Origin of the sequence: Pedobacter ginsengisoli (genome assembly GCF_002736205.1) — a bacterium.
Taxonomy (GTDB): domain Bacteria; phylum Bacteroidota; class Bacteroidia; order Sphingobacteriales; family Sphingobacteriaceae; genus Pedobacter; species Pedobacter ginsengisoli_A.
In genome coordinates, this window is sequence record NZ_CP024091.1 from 4,849,192 (window position 1) to 4,864,576 (window position 15,385).

13 protein-coding genes are annotated in these 15,385 nt (G+C 37.6%); 7 read left to right on the forward strand and 6 right to left on the reverse strand.

The window, feature by feature from the left end:
• Window positions 1-44: 44 nt before the first annotated feature.
• Genes CPT03_RS20345 through CPT03_RS20355 form a run of 3 tightly spaced genes read right to left on the reverse strand, consistent with a single transcriptional unit; the run spans window position 45 to window position 4,522 of the window.
• Entirely contained in the window at window positions 45-830 is a 786-nt protein-coding gene (locus CPT03_RS20345) for an SDR family oxidoreductase (RefSeq protein WP_099440544.1), read from the reverse strand.
• Between the two features lie 3 nt (window positions 831-833).
• Window positions 834-1,979: a radical SAM family heme chaperone HemW gene (gene hemW, locus CPT03_RS20350; protein WP_099440545.1), complete on the reverse strand. Its 1,146-nt coding sequence runs from the start codon at window positions 1,977-1,979 to the stop codon at window positions 834-836.
• A 50-nt stretch (window positions 1,980-2,029) separates the two neighbouring features.
• Window positions 2,030-4,522 carry a hypothetical protein gene (locus CPT03_RS20355; protein WP_157766506.1) on the reverse strand — a complete coding sequence of 831 codons (2,493 nt, stop codon included), beginning with the start codon at window positions 4,520-4,522 and terminating at the stop codon, window positions 2,030-2,032.
• Between the two features lie 179 nt (window positions 4,523-4,701).
• Between CPT03_RS20355 and CPT03_RS20360 the strand changes: the two genes are divergently transcribed.
• Together CPT03_RS20360 and CPT03_RS20365 are read left to right on the forward strand one after the other, a co-directional pair.
• Window positions 4,702-6,246, forward strand: a complete 1,545-nt coding sequence (locus CPT03_RS20360) for a glycoside hydrolase family 172 protein (RefSeq protein WP_172954202.1) — start codon at window positions 4,702-4,704, stop codon at window positions 6,244-6,246.
• An 11-nt stretch (window positions 6,247-6,257) separates the two neighbouring features.
• The gene (locus CPT03_RS20365; protein ID WP_099440548.1) at window positions 6,258-7,739 is read left to right on the forward strand and encodes a family 43 glycosylhydrolase; all 1,482 of its coding nucleotides are present in this window, start codon (window positions 6,258-6,260) and stop codon (window positions 7,737-7,739) included.
• An 18-nt stretch (window positions 7,740-7,757) separates the two neighbouring features.
• On the opposite strand, the gene CPT03_RS20370 is transcribed toward CPT03_RS20365, so the two are convergent.
• The 3 genes from CPT03_RS20370 to CPT03_RS20380 are packed head-to-tail and all read right to left on the reverse strand — an operon-like array spanning window position 7,758 to window position 10,149.
• Complete coding sequence (locus tag CPT03_RS20370) at window positions 7,758-8,678, reverse strand: molybdate ABC transporter substrate-binding protein (protein WP_099440549.1); 921 nt, start codon at window positions 8,676-8,678, stop codon at window positions 7,758-7,760.
• Window positions 8,679-8,703: 25 nt separating this feature from the next.
• The gene (locus CPT03_RS20375; RefSeq protein ID WP_157766507.1) at window positions 8,704-9,165 is read right to left on the reverse strand and encodes a DsrE family protein; all 462 of its coding nucleotides are present in this window, start codon (window positions 9,163-9,165) and stop codon (window positions 8,704-8,706) included.
• Window positions 9,166-10,149, reverse strand: coding sequence for a c-type cytochrome (locus CPT03_RS20380; RefSeq protein ID WP_099440550.1), 984 nt, complete (start codon window positions 10,147-10,149; stop codon window positions 9,166-9,168).
• Between the two features lie 131 nt (window positions 10,150-10,280).
• On the opposite strand from CPT03_RS20380, the gene CPT03_RS20385 reads away from it, so the two are divergent.
• The 5 genes from CPT03_RS20385 (at window position 10,281) to CPT03_RS20405 (ending at window position 15,349) form a co-directional block, all read left to right on the forward strand.
• Entirely contained in the window at window positions 10,281-11,177 is an 897-nt protein-coding gene (locus CPT03_RS20385) for a LysR family transcriptional regulator (RefSeq protein ID WP_099440551.1), read from the forward strand.
• 376 nt (window positions 11,178-11,553) lie between these two features.
• Window positions 11,554-12,012 carry a hypothetical protein gene (locus CPT03_RS20390; RefSeq protein ID WP_099440552.1) on the forward strand — a complete coding sequence of 153 codons (459 nt, stop codon included), beginning with the start codon at window positions 11,554-11,556 and terminating at the stop codon, window positions 12,010-12,012.
• Window positions 12,013-12,052: 40 nt separating this feature from the next.
• Entirely contained in the window at window positions 12,053-13,033 is a 981-nt protein-coding gene (locus tag CPT03_RS20395) for a DUF4271 domain-containing protein (RefSeq protein ID WP_099440553.1), read from the forward strand.
• Window positions 13,034-13,049: 16 nt separating this feature from the next.
• Complete coding sequence (locus CPT03_RS20400) at window positions 13,050-13,820, forward strand: uroporphyrinogen-III synthase (protein WP_099440554.1); 771 nt, start codon at window positions 13,050-13,052, stop codon at window positions 13,818-13,820.
• Window positions 13,821-13,981: 161 nt separating this feature from the next.
• A complete protein-coding gene (locus CPT03_RS20405) occupies window positions 13,982-15,349 on the forward strand; it encodes an SUMF1/EgtB/PvdO family nonheme iron enzyme (protein WP_099440555.1) in 1,368 nt (455 codons plus the stop codon).
• Window positions 15,350-15,385: the final 36 nt, after the last annotated feature.

Genomic DNA, 15,385 nt, shown 5'->3' on the forward strand with positions numbered 1-15,385 from the left:
AAACGTTTGCAATTTTTATGAGCTTATAGATTGTACCATAACTGTTACGTAACTTTTGTAGTTCTAAGGTATTTGGAGAATCTTAAAGGGAAAAACCTTTTAAATAAAATACCCTTTACTTCTTTGCCTCCAATGTAAACTTCCTCTTTATTTGATTTAACTGCTTGAACGATCTGTTTAGCGCACTCTTCTGCCGACATGCCATTTTCCTGGGCACTATCCATAGTACCTTGCGGGGAGCCATTTGCAGTTAAAGCATTAAGCGTTACCTTGGTTTTAATAAAGCCGGGGCACACAATTGTAATGTTAATTTTCTTACCATACATTTCCGAACGTAGAGAGTCAAAGTATCCATGCAGTGCATGTTTCGATGCTGAATAAGCAGAACGCATCCTGGTCCCAAACTTTCCAACCAGGCTGCTTATGCAAACAATATTACCACCTCCATTTGCAATCATATTAGGCAGAACTGCCTTGCTTAGGATGGCTGTTCCCCAAAAGTTAACATTCATCAATCGTTGTTCAGTCTCCAGGTCAGTTTCTAGAGCCAGCCCACGCTGACTAATTCCACCGCTATTTATCAGCATGTCAATACAACCGTAAATACGAATTGCTTCTTCTGCTTTTCCATTCAGGTTGGCTGTATCTTCAAGATCTAAGGACAGTACATGAATATTTACAGGATTCTTACAGTTAGCTTTAACCCTAAATAATTCATCACGGTTGCGCGATGATATAATTAGTTTTGCTCCGGCTTTATTGTATTCATAAACCAAAGCCTCGCCAATTCCAGATGACGCGCCGGTAATCCAAATAACTTTATTATTCATTCTTTAATATTTAAAATGATCATCTTCCGTTATAAACAACTCAGATGCAATATGATCTGCAAACAATTTCCCCTCCAGGGTTAAAACCAGATGGCTATTTTGATCCTTAAGCCATTTTTTTTCAATAAATGGTTTTATGTTCTTAATAGTGTCACTCAAAAATACTTTATCAAAGTCAGATTCAATTTTAGTTAGACTTGTACCCCACATAGTTCTTAGCGAGGTCATTATATATTCATTAAACCTATCGTAAAGGCTAAGTTCTTCAATAGTTTCAGGTAGTTTACCTGCTTGTAATTCACTTAAATAAATGGCATTATTTGCAATGTTAAGGTATCGGGTTTTTCCGCTAAAGCCATGTGCAGATGGCCCTATTCCCAGGTAAGGTATACCACGCCAATAATTGGTGTTGTGCACTGCATACTTTCCGGGCTTGCTGAAGTTCGAGATTTCATAATGTTCAAAGCCTCCTGAGTTTAGTTTATCAATAAGCATCATGAACTGCGAGGCACTTTGTTCATCATTAACAGCAGGCTGTTTGCCTTTTTTAATTGCATTGGCCAGAGCGGTGCGTGGTTCAACAGTTAATGAATAAGCGGAGATATGTGGTGTTTGGAATTCAATAGCTTTATTGATATTAGTTAGCCATTTATTGTCTGTTAGCAAAGGATAACCATAAATAAGATCAATGCTCAGGTTTTCAAATCCAGCATCCTGACTGCGTTTAATACAACTTTCAGCTTCGCCAGCATTATGGGCCCTGTTCATCCAGATGAGATCTTCATCAAAAAAAGATTGTATTCCGATGCTGAATCGATTAACAGGTAATTTTCTTAATTCATTAATCTTTTTAGCATCAAGATCATCAGGATTTGCCTCAATTGTGATCTCGGCATCTGATGAAACAGAGAAATGCTTTGTTATGGTATTAAATATTTTTTCAAAACCTTTTGAGGGGAGTACTGATGGTGTTCCTCCCCCAAAATAAATAGTGCCGACCTGATCCGTTATTCTGGATTTTTTACGAATAATTTCCTCGCATATTGCATCAGTCATCTCGTCAACGTATTTTAAAGAGGTGCTAAAATGGAAGTCGCAGTAACTACAAGCTTTCTTGCAGAAAGGAATATGGATATAAATGCCAGACATCCAACAAAGGTAAGCTCATTTATGAATTTACTAAGGGATATCAGTAAAGATTATTTAAGAATGAATTTAGTAGGCAGCTTACAAACATGCTCAACCGAAAAGCTTCCATCACCTTTTGATTGGATATTCCTGATCACACCATTTATAGATAACCGATAGCCTTTGTCGGGGACTAATCCTTTAACAATAAATTGGTATTTATCGGGAGAAGCAATAGTCCATGAGTAACCATTGGCATCCCATGAATTAACCTCCATATTAATGCTGAGGTTAGTAGCGGCGTTAATTTTAAGCAACATTACGTCGTCATTATGGGGGTAATATGTAAGGACATTTCCTGTCTTATTTGCACCAAAACTTTCTTTGCTTTTTATTGAAAAACCAGGCGTACTCATTAAATAATCGTTCACACTTAACTCCAGGTTATAAATTGTATTGCGGTTTGTATAATTGAATTTTGTTCCGTTTAGTGTAGTACTCATATTTGGTTCTAATCCCATTCTATTCCATTTAGGCCTTATTCCGTAAATGTCTCTGTATAAGGCTGTAATACTTGTACTTATGCCAGCCAAAATATCATCTCCTAACCCCAGTTGTGTAGTTCTGCTGTATCGCTGCGAAGAAAGCCCATCCTTTTTATACTGATCCAGCAAATTATTGATGTACTTTAGTGCAATGGCTTTGTCGTATTTCGTATAAGCCCTTACACCAAGGTATCCCCATGTCGGAAATATATCTCCATTTTCATACTTTGGAAATGGCCAATTGCCATCACTAACTTCTTCTCTTTTGAAAGAGTCAAAACACAATGGCCAGTGAAAAAGATTTTCAGCTTTAGATCTTTCCTCTATCTGATTAAGGATCATTGCTATTCTTTTCGGGTCGTCACATATGCCAAATGCAATAGCTGCAAAATTTACAGGAGTAACCAGGTTATCGCCATGTACAGAACCATCCTTGTCTCGCCAATATACGTACTGCTGTTTGGTTGCAGACCAAAATCCACCTTCTTCAATTGGCTTGTTAAAAGCAATTTTTAAACGTGAGGCTATTGCCGAATAGTAATCGGATTTTTGCTGACTGCCTAATACCTTTTCACATTTAGACCATTGGGTTAATGCCTCATATAACTGTGCGTTTACAAAAGAATTTTCAAAGCTTGCCCATACAATATCTAACCAGTCGCTAGCTTTTTTTTCAGCAACGTTATTATTCATCATCTCAAAAATCCCATTTTTGTTCGAATCACGCTTGATTAGCCAATCCAAAGCCTTTTCAACACTCACTTGATGAGATCGAAGCCACTCTATATTTCCATTTAAATCGAATTGTTCACTGGTGTTAATTACATAACCTGTTTGAGAGTCTATTGTATAGCCCCACATTGCTTCGTAATATCCGGTTTTAGCATTGTATGTTCCTGGTATCTCATCCCCGGCAGCGTTGTGCCAGCGCGACAATACACGTCCGTCGTTAAGCATGGCCTGATCACGCTCCTGATCAAGGGTGGCCGACATATTATTGGTGTAGTTCTGATCATTAACCGCCATGCCAATCTGAGCGAAGAAAGGTTCATGCAAACATTTCCAATTGGTCAACCAGCCATTCGCACCTATTATATTATTATCTACAACGCCATATCGTCCAGTTGTGTTTAGCAGTTCCCGTACCGCTAAAGCATCTATACCTGCTAATGTTCCTCTTGAATATTCTTTGTTGTAATCCAGATACCCGAATTCAAAACTTACCTTAATTTTCCCTTTTTTAACCTTAAAAGGTGCAAATACATCAGCTTTTTGTGAAACAAACCTGCTTAAATTGTATCGCTGACTCAGTTCAATATCAGTTATTAATTGTGTGTATGTAAACTCGTTTTTTTCGCTGTGCGAATACTTTGAGGCAATTTCTTTACCTTTTTCTGTTTTTGCTGCAATCCGCAATGCATCCCCCGATTCCACATTCCAGAATGTTACCCCGCCGGTATGAACTCCATATGTATCATTTACTTCTTTAAGGTATTTACACCAAACCATTCCGCCATTATCCATTATTCCACCTTTCCAGGCTGACAGGTCTGCAAAATTCCATTTAGGAAATGCCATGTCTTCAAGGTTCGCATTGTTACTGTACTCGCGGCTGATGCCCCACAGTATTTTGTTACTATTCAATTTAAAATCCCAAACTTCCTTAACTAAAATAGTGTCATTGCCATAGCTAATTCCGCTTAATGTTATCCCTTTTGGGTTTTCAGTTACTGTAATGCCACTATTCTTATCACCTGATGAGTAGGCTGAATTCTTTATTCTGATTCCTGTATAAACCCCGGATGATGAAAGCACATTTTTCCCATTTAAACTCAATTGTTTAATTACGCAGCCATTTGAATAATCAATTGTAATAGAAGTTTTTTTATCAGGAACAGTGATCGTAATTGTTTTGTTACCAGTATTATGCTTGATATCATGATTTGTCATTTCAGCAGAAAAACAAGTGTCATGAATAAATAATAGAAAAAAAGAAAGTATTAGCGTAAATTTCATCATTAATAAATTTTCGGAATATCTATCAAAGCTAACCGGAAATCAAAATACAGTTTTTATAGTAAAGAACATTTTGTTTGTACTTTTTGATATACTTCGATCAGCATAAAGCAGAACAGTACAGGATGGTTAAGTATTCCATAGCATTAAATTTGTAGCAGTAGTTTTATATGCAAGTTTCTATGCAAAAATTTATAACTGGTATTTGGATTGTATTGCTAACCGCTGGAGGATTTATTGGTCGAGCGCAGACAGTAACCATGGCATCGTTGCTTAAAGAGATGACAGATTTTAATGCTGTTACCTATTGGCCCAAACCCTATTACAGTGCTGGTCAGGCCAGCAGTTATGATCGTCATTCTATTTCTCCTGATAAACCCGGCTGGTTCGCCAATGGGGATAAATCCGAATTCATAAAGGTAGAGGAGATTAATGGGCATAAAGAATATGTAATGCTTGATGAAAAGGGACCTGGTGCCTTGGTGCGATTCTGGCTAACCACTTTTAAAAGGGCAGGCAAACTGAGAGTTTATTTTGATAATAACCCTGAACCGGAAATTGTTATCCCATCATATGATCTGACGAAGATAGATCTAAAGCCCGGGCCCGCCTTACTGATTCCTCATTCAAGTTATGAACCTCTTGAAAAAGGAGGTAGTACCCTTTATTTACCAATGCCCTATGCCAAACATTGTAAAGTTACGTGGGAAGACGCAGCAAATGAAATAACAGAGCCAAGATACTATCAAATCAATTTCCGAAAATATATCCCAAACACAACTGTTAGAACATTTACCTTAAAAGAAGCAAGAAGTTTATCTGGTTTAATAGACAATGTTAACAAACAGCTGTTAAACCCTATAAATGTTACCAAAGGGAAACAATCGCTAATAAATCAAACTATTCTGCCAAAGCAAACCGCATCTGTAAATCTGCCTAAAGGGGCCAATGCAGTTAAATTTCTAAGCATTGAGGTCTCATCTGAAAACAAAGATAATCTCGAGAAGCTTTTGAGATCAACTATACTCAAAATCTCTTTTGATGGTCAGCAAAGTGTGGAATGTCCGGTGGGTGATTTTTCTGGATCTGGCGTAGGAGGCAAGCCATTGCAAAGCTGGTATAGAACTGTCACAGCCAATGGCGAAATTATATCCAGATGGACAATGCCTTATCAAAAAACCGCCTCAATATCTTTAGAAAATCAGGGAGATCAATCGGTTTCAATAAAAGTAAAGGCAGTTAGTCAACTTTATTCATGGAATAGTAACAGTATGTATTTTAATGCACATTGGAAGTTCACAGAGAAGGTTCCAATAAAGAAATGGGATGAAACTGATGGTGCTATTGAGTGGGAGCTTAATAGAATTAAAGGCAAAGGTATTTTTCTTGGAGATAGTTTTGCAGTTTTCAATCATATGCACACATGGTATGGCGAGGGCGATCAAAAATTATATGTAGACTGTGAAACTTTTCCATCTGAATTTGGAACGGGTGCCGAAGATTATTACAATACCTCCTGGGCTCCTGTGGTGCTTTATCAAAGCCCCTTTGCTAATGCACCAAGAGCTGATGCAGAAGATTCTTATGGTCATAATACTTTTACCAGAACAAGAAATCTGGATGGGGTAACCTTTAAAACTGATTTTAAATATGATCTGGAAATGCTGGGCTGGGCAAATGGCACGGCTGACTGCGCTGCTACAACTTATTGGTACGGGTTTAGATAAAAATAACACATATGAAAAGATATCTATTATTGCTGTTAATCTTTCTTGGAGCCAACAGTGTTATGGCGCAACTTGGTGTAAAGTACGATCCTAAAATTCAAAGCACTAAGAACCTTCAATACTGGCGGCCTAAAGGCAATTTGTTTGTTGGCGATTGTATGCCCTTTTCACGAAACGGCACCTATTCGTTTTACTGGCTTTTAGATTCTGCACATCATGCAAGCTTAAAAGGATTAGGAGGCCATCAATGGGCTTTAAGCACTACAACAGATCTAAAAACATGGAAGCAGCACCCTGTGGTACTTGGAATTGATGAGGAATGGGAAAAATCTATATGCACCGGTTCCATTGTTTATTATAAAAATAAATATTATGCCTTTTATGCCACACGGCTAATCAATAAAGAGGGTCAGGTTAATGAACAATTGAGTTATGCAATAAGTTCTGATGGTATTAACTTCGATAAGCAAAAGCCAAATCCATTTTATACTTCGGCACCGGGTTATAGCAAAAGAGATTTTAGGGACCCAAAGGTGTTTGTAGATGAGAAGACAGGGGAGTTTCATTTATTCGTGTCCAGTTGGCAAGAAAATTCTGTATTGAGGCATGCAGGTGGTGCTTTGGTACACCTTACCTCAAAAGATCTGAAAAATTGGACTGTGCTTGATCCGGTATTAACCGGACAATCATCTGTACCTGAATGTCCTGATTATTTTTTATGGAAAGGGTGGTATTATTTGGTATATGGCGATAATGGAGATACCTATTATGTAAAATCCAGAAGCCCTTATGGCCCTTGGGAAGAGCCAAGATATCAAACTATAAATGAGTCGTGGACAAACGTTGTTAAGACCGCTGAATTTAAAGATAACAGACGTATTGCTGCCGCGTGGGTTCCTTCAAGAGATCAAAATAAGGATGATGGCGGAGAAAGGTTTGGAGGTAATGCCATATTTAGAGAAATTGTACAGGAGACCGACGGGACACTAAGCTCAAAATTCCCTGCCGAAATGATTCCCGAATCTGGCCCTGAAATTCAACCTGATCTCGTTGCAGATCTCTACGCTTCACTTATTAGTAAAAATAGCATTTTAATTAAAGCCCCTAATGGTGTAGGGGCAGCGCATGCCGAGGCTATTCCATTAAACAGCCGGATTACGCTCGAAATAGAAACCATTGGTTCGGTTGACGAGTATGGGCTGTATTTAAGGTCGCGTGAAAAAGCAGAAGCCGGTTACCGACTTAACTTTTCGCCAAATAATCAAACTGTAAGTCTTGGTAATACAATGATACGAGCAGTTAGCGGTTTAAATAAAACTATTAAGCTTGATCTTATTGTAAAAGACGACATTATAGATGTTTCAATAGATAATAAAAGATGCATTGTAAATCGTACGCCGGAGCAAAAAGGTAGCTTTTTATGGTTCTATGCCAAGCATGGCGAAGTAAAATTCAAATCCATTAAAGTAAGCCCGCTTAAAGAAGAAAATTAATAAGATTTGAACTCCTTACTAAGGTAGTTCAAATCCATATTTGCTATAAATGGCACGAGCCTCTTTACTTATTAAAAAATCCATAAAATCTTTAGCGGCTTTAGGATGTGGAGCTTTTTTAAGCTGCCCCGCATAATATTGAGCCTTTATATTCTCGTTTTCTGGAATTTCAATATACTCAATTGGGTGACCAATCATTTTCTGATAATGCACTTCTGAATACCAGACAGGCCCTGCATCACTTTGCTCATATAGAATGCGCATAGGCGTTTGTCTGTGATGAATTTGGGTAAGGTATGTTGTAGAGTCCTTTACTTTAGTTTCCATTATAGTATTTCTAAGTGCTTCGCCACCTGCTTTTCTATAAGCTTCTTCAATACGTTTCCCAATTCCTTCCCATGCTGGATTAGGCATGCTTACACGTAAATCATTGCGCCCTAAGTCAGCCAGTTTATTTACTTGCTTAGGATTTCCTTTTCTGGTCATTATCGCCAATTTATTTTTAGCATAAAGCTCAGTTCTGTTAAACCAGTTATGGCATTCATCAATTCTGGTTTTACCGGCAGTGTATACATCCGGTTTCAATGTGATTCGCATATTGCCAATAACAATACTGCCAGCTTCAATCTGCTTTGCTAAAATACCCGGCGGAAGGGTTTCAGCAAGCACACGGGTATATTGAGGATATTTGATTTTAAATGATTTCATTAAATCATCTATAACCATGAACTGATTGCCGGCAAAAAATACAACTAGCTGAGGGTCATTTATGTCGCCATAAATATCAGGTATGTTGTCGATCCCTGGAATTGTAAACTGAACCTTAGCTTCGGGAGGTGTGTTCCATGGAGGGTCAAAACGATGATTCTGAGCCATAACAATGGAACTGTTAAGGAGAACTACAGTTAGTATAAATATGATTAGTTTTAATTTACGCATTATTATAACCTTTATTTAAAAATGATTACGGATGTACAATTGCCCATCCTTCGTAATGGCGCAGAATAATTTCTCCATTGCCGCTGGGAACATAATTAATGAAATCATACAAAGAGCTTTTTTCAATCTTACGTTCCCTGATTGTATTTTCACATTGAACAAGATCTACCCCGCGGGATTTTAAATCAAGCAAAGTCTCTTTAAACGGCCCATTTTTATCGTAGACTGCTACGCCTCCACTAAAGGCAATCAGCTCAACATGAAGTTTTCCTTTTAGTCGCGGATCTTCCAGAGCATTTTTAATATTCCTTAATGTTCCTGCTATTTTTTGTTCATCACCGCTATTTAATGCATAGAGTGCATAATATTGCTTGTTTTTACTTTTAGCCGCTTGAAATTCGTTCTTGGTTTGAGCTGTAGCTGGTTTAAGATTAGCAAAAAAAAGTACTGCCGCTAATGCAAAGATGTATTTGATTGAGTTTTTCATTTATGTTTTTGTTTTGTATACGTTTTTAATTGGTTGATATGGGCCGTATTTATGTTGTTTTTCAGAGAAATGGTCTCCATAAGGGCCATAAGGTGCATCAATAGGTTTCTTTTTTAAATTTGGATAATCTGCGTGCTGATCTTTGTGGGGGCGTGCCTGCGAGTTAACAAAGGCTGCAATGTCCCACGATTCCTCATCAGTTAGTATTGGATTTTTATAAGTAGCACCAAAAGGCATATTATTCTTAATAAATCCGGCAAAATTAGAGAGACGATAAAGCCCCGCACCATCATTATAACTAACCTTGCCCCATAGTGGTGGATAGATAAACGTTTTGCCTCCGGTTGCAGCTATACCTTCTCCATTTTCGCCATGGCAGCTTTTACATTTCGATGCATAGAGTAATGCTCCCTTTTTTGGGTCAGCAGGGCGATCCAGCAAAGCTATTTTTTCGGTTCCTCGTCCATACATGCCTTCCGGATTCTCAACTCCCTGGTTAAGCCATTCCATGTAAGCAATCATCGCTCTTATTTCTTTGGATGTAGAATCAGGCATCTTTCCATTTAAACTTCGCTCAAAACAACCTTTAATTCGGGCAATAGGGCTGGTAATTTTTCCCGATCGTGCAGTAATTTTTGGATAGCTGCTCATTACAGCTGCGTAGTTGTTTCCAAATATCCTTGTCCCTGCATCTAGATGGCAATTTTGGCAATTCAATCCATTAGTAAATTTACCCAATGTTCCTTTAGAACCAAAATAGGCCGAAGTGTTGGCAATCAGGTCTTTACCGTAGCGGATCATTTCGCCTTTGGCATTTTTTGGAATTGTACTTTCATCAGGAGCGTGCCATACATCTTTAGCAGCGGCGGCTGGTTTTGTTTTGCTTAAATGGTTCTGTTGTATGGGCTTGTTTCGTCCGGTACAACTGCTTATTAAGGCCGCTGCGCCAATAATAGCGAATAGTTTTAATTGGTTAGTTAACATAATTTTAGTTTTGTGTGTTACCCAAAGATGGCATTAATGACGCTAATACAAAAAATGTTTATAGTTATAGGTCATAACAATAAGTTATCAAAGGTCATTACATTATTCTATGGATATTTATATATTGCAGAATGATATTCGATTTCAGGTTACAGGTATTTCAGGCTGTTGCGCAAAAACTGAGCTTTACTAAAGCAGCTGCTGAACTCTTTATTACGCAACCTGCTGTAACCAGACATATTCGGGAACTCGAAAAACAATTAAATACTGCTTTGTTTGTTCGCAATGGAAATCATATTTCCTTAACAGCAGCCGGCAATGTTTTATTAAAACATACAGGGAAAATATTTGAAATCTATTTGTTGATTCAAAATGACCTTGCCCAGTTAAGCGATGGTCTTAGAGGTAATCTGCGCATAGGGGCAAGTACAACACTGGCGCAGACCTTTATGCCCAAAATCCTTGCTTTATTTAAAAGGGCTTATCCGGAAATTGTATTTACTTTTATCAGGGGCAATACTGAGTCTATTACGCAATTGGTAATAGATGGAAAAATTGACGTGGCGATGGTTGAAGGGCAAATGCATTATCCTCAGATAAACTATGAAAAATTTAGCGATGATGAATTGGTTTTAGTTACAAAGTCCGACAACCCATTAGCCAAAAAAGGAGAGATTGTTCCCCATCAGCTGCTTGATTTGCAATTGGTACTCAGAGAACATGGATCTGGTACGCTTGATGTAATTTCAAAAGCATTAGGTGAAGTTGGCATCAGTCTTAAAGATCTCAAAATTGAATTGCAGTTAGAAAGTAATGTCAGCATCAAACAATATCTGCTTCATTCAGAAGCTGCGGCTTTTTTGTCAATGCAAACCATTATAGGTGAATTGAAAAGGAATGAGCTTAGCATTGTAGATATTAAAGGGATTGAGATGTTTCGAACTTTTCAATTTATTCAGCTACATAGCAGAACTTCAAAAGTTATAGATTCTTTTAAGCTTTTTTGCAGAGGCCACATTAATATATAGTTAGCTCAGAAGTGACGCTACCGTGAGCACCCTTATCGTTGCACGGTCTTCCAGAACCTCTGGCTCGGTAAGTCGGGGGTCCGCGCTTTTTGCGTTAAAAATATGGAGGTACTTATAGCTATTCTTTATACACTAATCCTTTGCCCACCAGACTGAGCAAGATTACTCCTTTCTTGTAGATTGATATGACCCGCGTCTAGACAGGTTGGAGGCAGCTTTGGGTTTGCTTCGGGTAAAGGTATCCATTTTCCGAAGCAATCTGCTCTCAATCCTTAATCTGTCCTGATTCTGCCGAACAGAAGGTTCGATCCGGAACCTAAAAACGAATCAAATTATCGTAATGGCAACGCTTTGCCAAAAAATTAATCCTTAAAATATGAAAAGATCAAAGAAAGCAACCAATCACATCTTTATTAAGGCTTATACCAGAAGTAATTTCAGTACTGTAGAATTTGCTATCCTTAAGATCTCTCCAAAGTGGTTTGAACTTGCAAATCAGCGTTTAGAGGCCATTAGAGACTTTAAAGAGGGAGTTTGCCTAAATAACCATAGTTTCTGGCATTCACCACTTAATTTCTATAAGAATCCGGTTGGCAAGAAGCTTCCTGATAAGATACTGCCTAAATATGAGGATTGGGCATTTATAACATTAGATCCTGAAGAAGAAAACACCTTTCCTCTTGTTGAAACCGGCTATGGGCCACATGAATTCATCATCACTAAAAATGGAATAGCGCACTTCAAAGCCCATGGCAGGTATATTGGAGAGGTGTTTTTGACAGAAGAATTTAACTTATATAAATTAATAGCCAAAGCTCTCAGCTTCGTTGAGTAGTGAGGCATGATCTTCAAAACTTTTATCTAAATTTGGGGCAATGAATTTGAGCCGTATTATACTTATTGCGACCTTGTTTTTTGCCTTAGGCTATAATCGGACTTATGCACAAACAGTACCGGAGGATGCAGATACTACTATAGCAGCACCCGCTTATACCCGTAAATTTGTAAAGGACCCTGCTTTTCTTGCCCGCCAAAAATTTGTTACAGATTCTATAATGACTCATAGCTGGCTCTTTCCGGATTCAATGATTCATAAGCATATGATTATGGATAGTATCATTCTGGCAAATACAGTGGGCAGTTCTAATCTGATTACCAGATATAAAGAGCTTACCACAATGAAGGTAAGTAAATACAGATTGGGCAAGCCTATACCAAAGGGCTCGGTTTGGGTTCCTGCTATTGTAGGTTTACTTCTGGTTTTGTTTGCAGTACTCAAAATATCTTTTAATAAACAACTGCAAACAATTGTTCAGTCCTTTTTCAGTAATCGGGTATTAAACAATTTAAATAAAGAGGACAACTTATTTACATCATGGCCCTTTTTGCTTTTATTTGTTCAATTTGGCTTTACAATAGGGATGTTTTTTTATCTCGTATCTGGCTTTTATCATATTTCATTTCCGGGCACAGGCTTTCAGTTTTATCTCAGTATTTCAATTCTGATTGTAGTTTTGTATATAATGAAAATAGTTATCCTAAGGCTGTTGGGGTATCTTTTTAACATCCAGAAACCGATTAATGAATATGTTACAATATTATATTTGAGTTATTTTAACCTTTCTTTAGTGTTCATTCCATTAGTTATAGCTTTCTCATTATCGCCCTTAAAATATGGGCCATACTATATTGCTATCTCTTTTATACTATTAGGCGTGATTTTTGCTTTTCAATTTATAAGGGCAGGGGTTAACATATTATCTCATCATCGATTTTCAAAAGTCTATTTGTTTTTGTACTTTTGTGCCCTCGAAATTTGCCCTATATTAATTTTAATCAAGGCAATAGGATTATAACCGTGTAATTTGTAAAATGCAAGAAAAGACAGAAGATAGGTTGCGTAAGGTAAAGAGTATATTAATCACATTACCAAAACCAGAAACAGAGAAATCACCATACTTTGATTTAGCAAAAAAGTACAATGTGAAAATTGATTTCAGATCGTTTATTCATGTTGAAGGTGTGCCTGCAAGGGATTTTAGAAAGGATAAAATCACATTAAGTGATTTCACATCAGTGGTATTTACCAGTAGAAATGCAGTTGATCATTTTTTCAGAATTTGTGAGGAAATGAGATACGAAGTTCCTGCTGATCTGAAGTATTTCTGTATTTCAGAATCTACTGCACTATACCTGCAGAAGTACATACAGTACAGAAAACGAAAGATCTTTTTTGGAAAGCAAACTGCGGCCGACTTAGCCGAAGTGTTAAAAAAACATGCAGGTGAGAAATTCCTATACCCTTGCTCTGACGTAGCTACTGAAGATACCATGAATTTCTTGCAGAAGAATGGTTATGATTTTACTCCGGCAGTATTATTCAAAACGGTTGTTTCAGATCTTTCAGATCTGGCCGAAGTTTTTTATGATGTAATCGGGTTCTTTAGTCCTTCAAGTATTCAGTCGTTATTTACAAACTTCCCTGAATTTAAACAAAACAATACGCGTATAGCTGCTTTTGGAGTAAATACCCATAAGGCTGTTAAAGACGCTGGCCTTATTGTAGATATTGCAGCCCCTTCTCCAGAGGCTCCATCTATGATTATGGCAATAGAGAATTATATTAAAAAGTCTAACAAATAAAGCTTAACAAATCGTTAAGCTTTATTTCGTTAAAGTTTAATAATTGTATTTTTTTGCTCTAAAATCTGTTCATTTTAGTCTTTAGGTATATTTTTGCCCCTAAGAATTGTAAATATCAATCATTATTGATAAAATTGTTAGGAAATTGCTTAACGCTAATTATGAGAAACAGCTACTTATTAGGTTTTTTTATTGTTACAATATTACTTTCTAGTTGTGGAAAGGGCGGCCAGGGTGAACTGGTTGGGGTGTACAATAAGAAATTCAGAAATAATAGGATTCCCTTGGGTATGGTTTACATACCTCCGGGCAGAACCCTTATAGGTATGTCTGATGAGGACATTAATAACTCACAGAGCTCACCTAGTAAAATGACCTCCTTTAGTGCTTTTTTTATGGATCAAACTGAGATTACTAATGCCGAGTACAGGCAATTTGTAAACTGGGTTAGAGATTCAATTGCTGTAACTTCTTTAGGGCCTTCTGGTGCACCTGCTTATTTTCAGGCACAGCCTCAAGGTGCTGCAGGCTCAGCCTCACTTGGTGGTACCAGAAATATTGACTGGAGAAAAGTTGGTAACGGATCGCAGTTATGGAGCAGCAAAAATGGGGGATATGCCAGTAAGCTAACCGATATGTATTATAGCGGTGCTGATGCCATTCCGGGAAGAAATGAAATTGATATTAGAAAACTAAGATATGCATACAGCTATGTAAGTACAGATTTAGCTGCTGAAGGAAGAAACGATCCTTCTAAAAAAAGGCAGGACTTTATTGTTACTTATACTGATTTGCCTGATCCTTCTAATCCTAATCATCACCCATCTATTGCAGTTTATCCTGATACAATGGTATGGAAAATAGATTATTCTTATTCGCAGAATGACCCAATGGTTAAAACTTATTTTAACCACCCATCTTATGACGATTATCCTGTGGTTGGTGTAAACTGGGAGCAAGCTTCAGCATTCTGTGTATGGCGTACACGCTTCTATGAATCAGTAGCTGTAGCAAGGAAACAACCTCTTAACGCTAGGCCTGAATACCAGTTGCCAAGTGATGCTCAGTTTGAATATGCTGCCAGAGGTGGTAATGTGAAAACAAAATATCCTTGGGGTGGGCCTTATGTGCGTAATACGAAAGGCTGTATGCAAGCCAACTTTAAAGTGGGACGTGGAAATTATTCGGATGATGGTGGTATGTATACTGTAAACGTTAAATCTTATTTTCCGAATGATTATGGGTTATACAATATGGCGGGTAATGTTGCTGAGTGGACTATAACTGCTTATAACCCATCTGCAGCTCCGATGCTACACGATTTTAACCCTAACTTTACTTATGTAGCCAAAACTTCGGACAGCAAATACAAAAAACGTAAAGTTGTAAGAGGTGGCTCATGGAAAGACATAGGTTTCTTCCTGCAGAACTCTGTTGGTACTTATGAGTATCAGGATGAGGCAAGATCTTATATTGGTTTCAGATGTATTTCTGCATATCCTGGAACTGATATTTCTTATAAAAACTAACAAACCAATAAAACCCAAAAATCGAAAATCCTTATT

Excerpts from the sequence above, each read along its gene's own strand:
- hemW (WP_099440545.1), bottom strand. The coding sequence starts at position 1,979 with ATGTCTGGCATTTATATCCATATTCCTTTCTGCAAGAAAGCTTGTAGT.
- CPT03_RS20345 (WP_099440544.1), bottom strand. The coding sequence starts at position 830 with ATGAATAATAAAGTTATTTGGATTACCGGCGCGTCATCTGGAATTGGC.
- CPT03_RS20400 (WP_099440554.1), top strand. The coding sequence starts at position 13,050 with ATGCAAGAAAAGACAGAAGATAGGTTGCGTAAGGTAAAGAGTATATTA.
- CPT03_RS20355 (WP_157766506.1), bottom strand. The coding sequence starts at position 4,522 with ATGATGAAATTTACGCTAATACTTTCTTTTTTTCTATTATTTATTCAT.
- CPT03_RS20375 (WP_157766507.1), bottom strand. The coding sequence starts at position 9,165 with ATGAAAAACTCAATCAAATACATCTTTGCATTAGCGGCAGTACTTTTT.
- CPT03_RS20365 (WP_099440548.1), top strand. The coding sequence starts at position 6,258 with ATGAAAAGATATCTATTATTGCTGTTAATCTTTCTTGGAGCCAACAGT.
- CPT03_RS20390 (WP_099440552.1), top strand. The coding sequence starts at position 11,554 with ATGAAAAGATCAAAGAAAGCAACCAATCACATCTTTATTAAGGCTTAT.
- CPT03_RS20385 (WP_099440551.1), top strand. The coding sequence starts at position 10,281 with ATGATATTCGATTTCAGGTTACAGGTATTTCAGGCTGTTGCGCAAAAA.
- CPT03_RS20370 (WP_099440549.1), bottom strand. The coding sequence starts at position 8,678 with ATGCGTAAATTAAAACTAATCATATTTATACTAACTGTAGTTCTCCTT.
- CPT03_RS20395 (WP_099440553.1), top strand. The coding sequence starts at position 12,053 with ATGAATTTGAGCCGTATTATACTTATTGCGACCTTGTTTTTTGCCTTA.
- CPT03_RS20405 (WP_099440555.1), top strand. The coding sequence starts at position 13,982 with ATGAGAAACAGCTACTTATTAGGTTTTTTTATTGTTACAATATTACTT.
- CPT03_RS20360 (WP_172954202.1), top strand. The coding sequence starts at position 4,702 with ATGCAAAAATTTATAACTGGTATTTGGATTGTATTGCTAACCGCTGGA.
- CPT03_RS20380 (WP_099440550.1), bottom strand. The coding sequence starts at position 10,149 with ATGTTAACTAACCAATTAAAACTATTCGCTATTATTGGCGCAGCGGCC.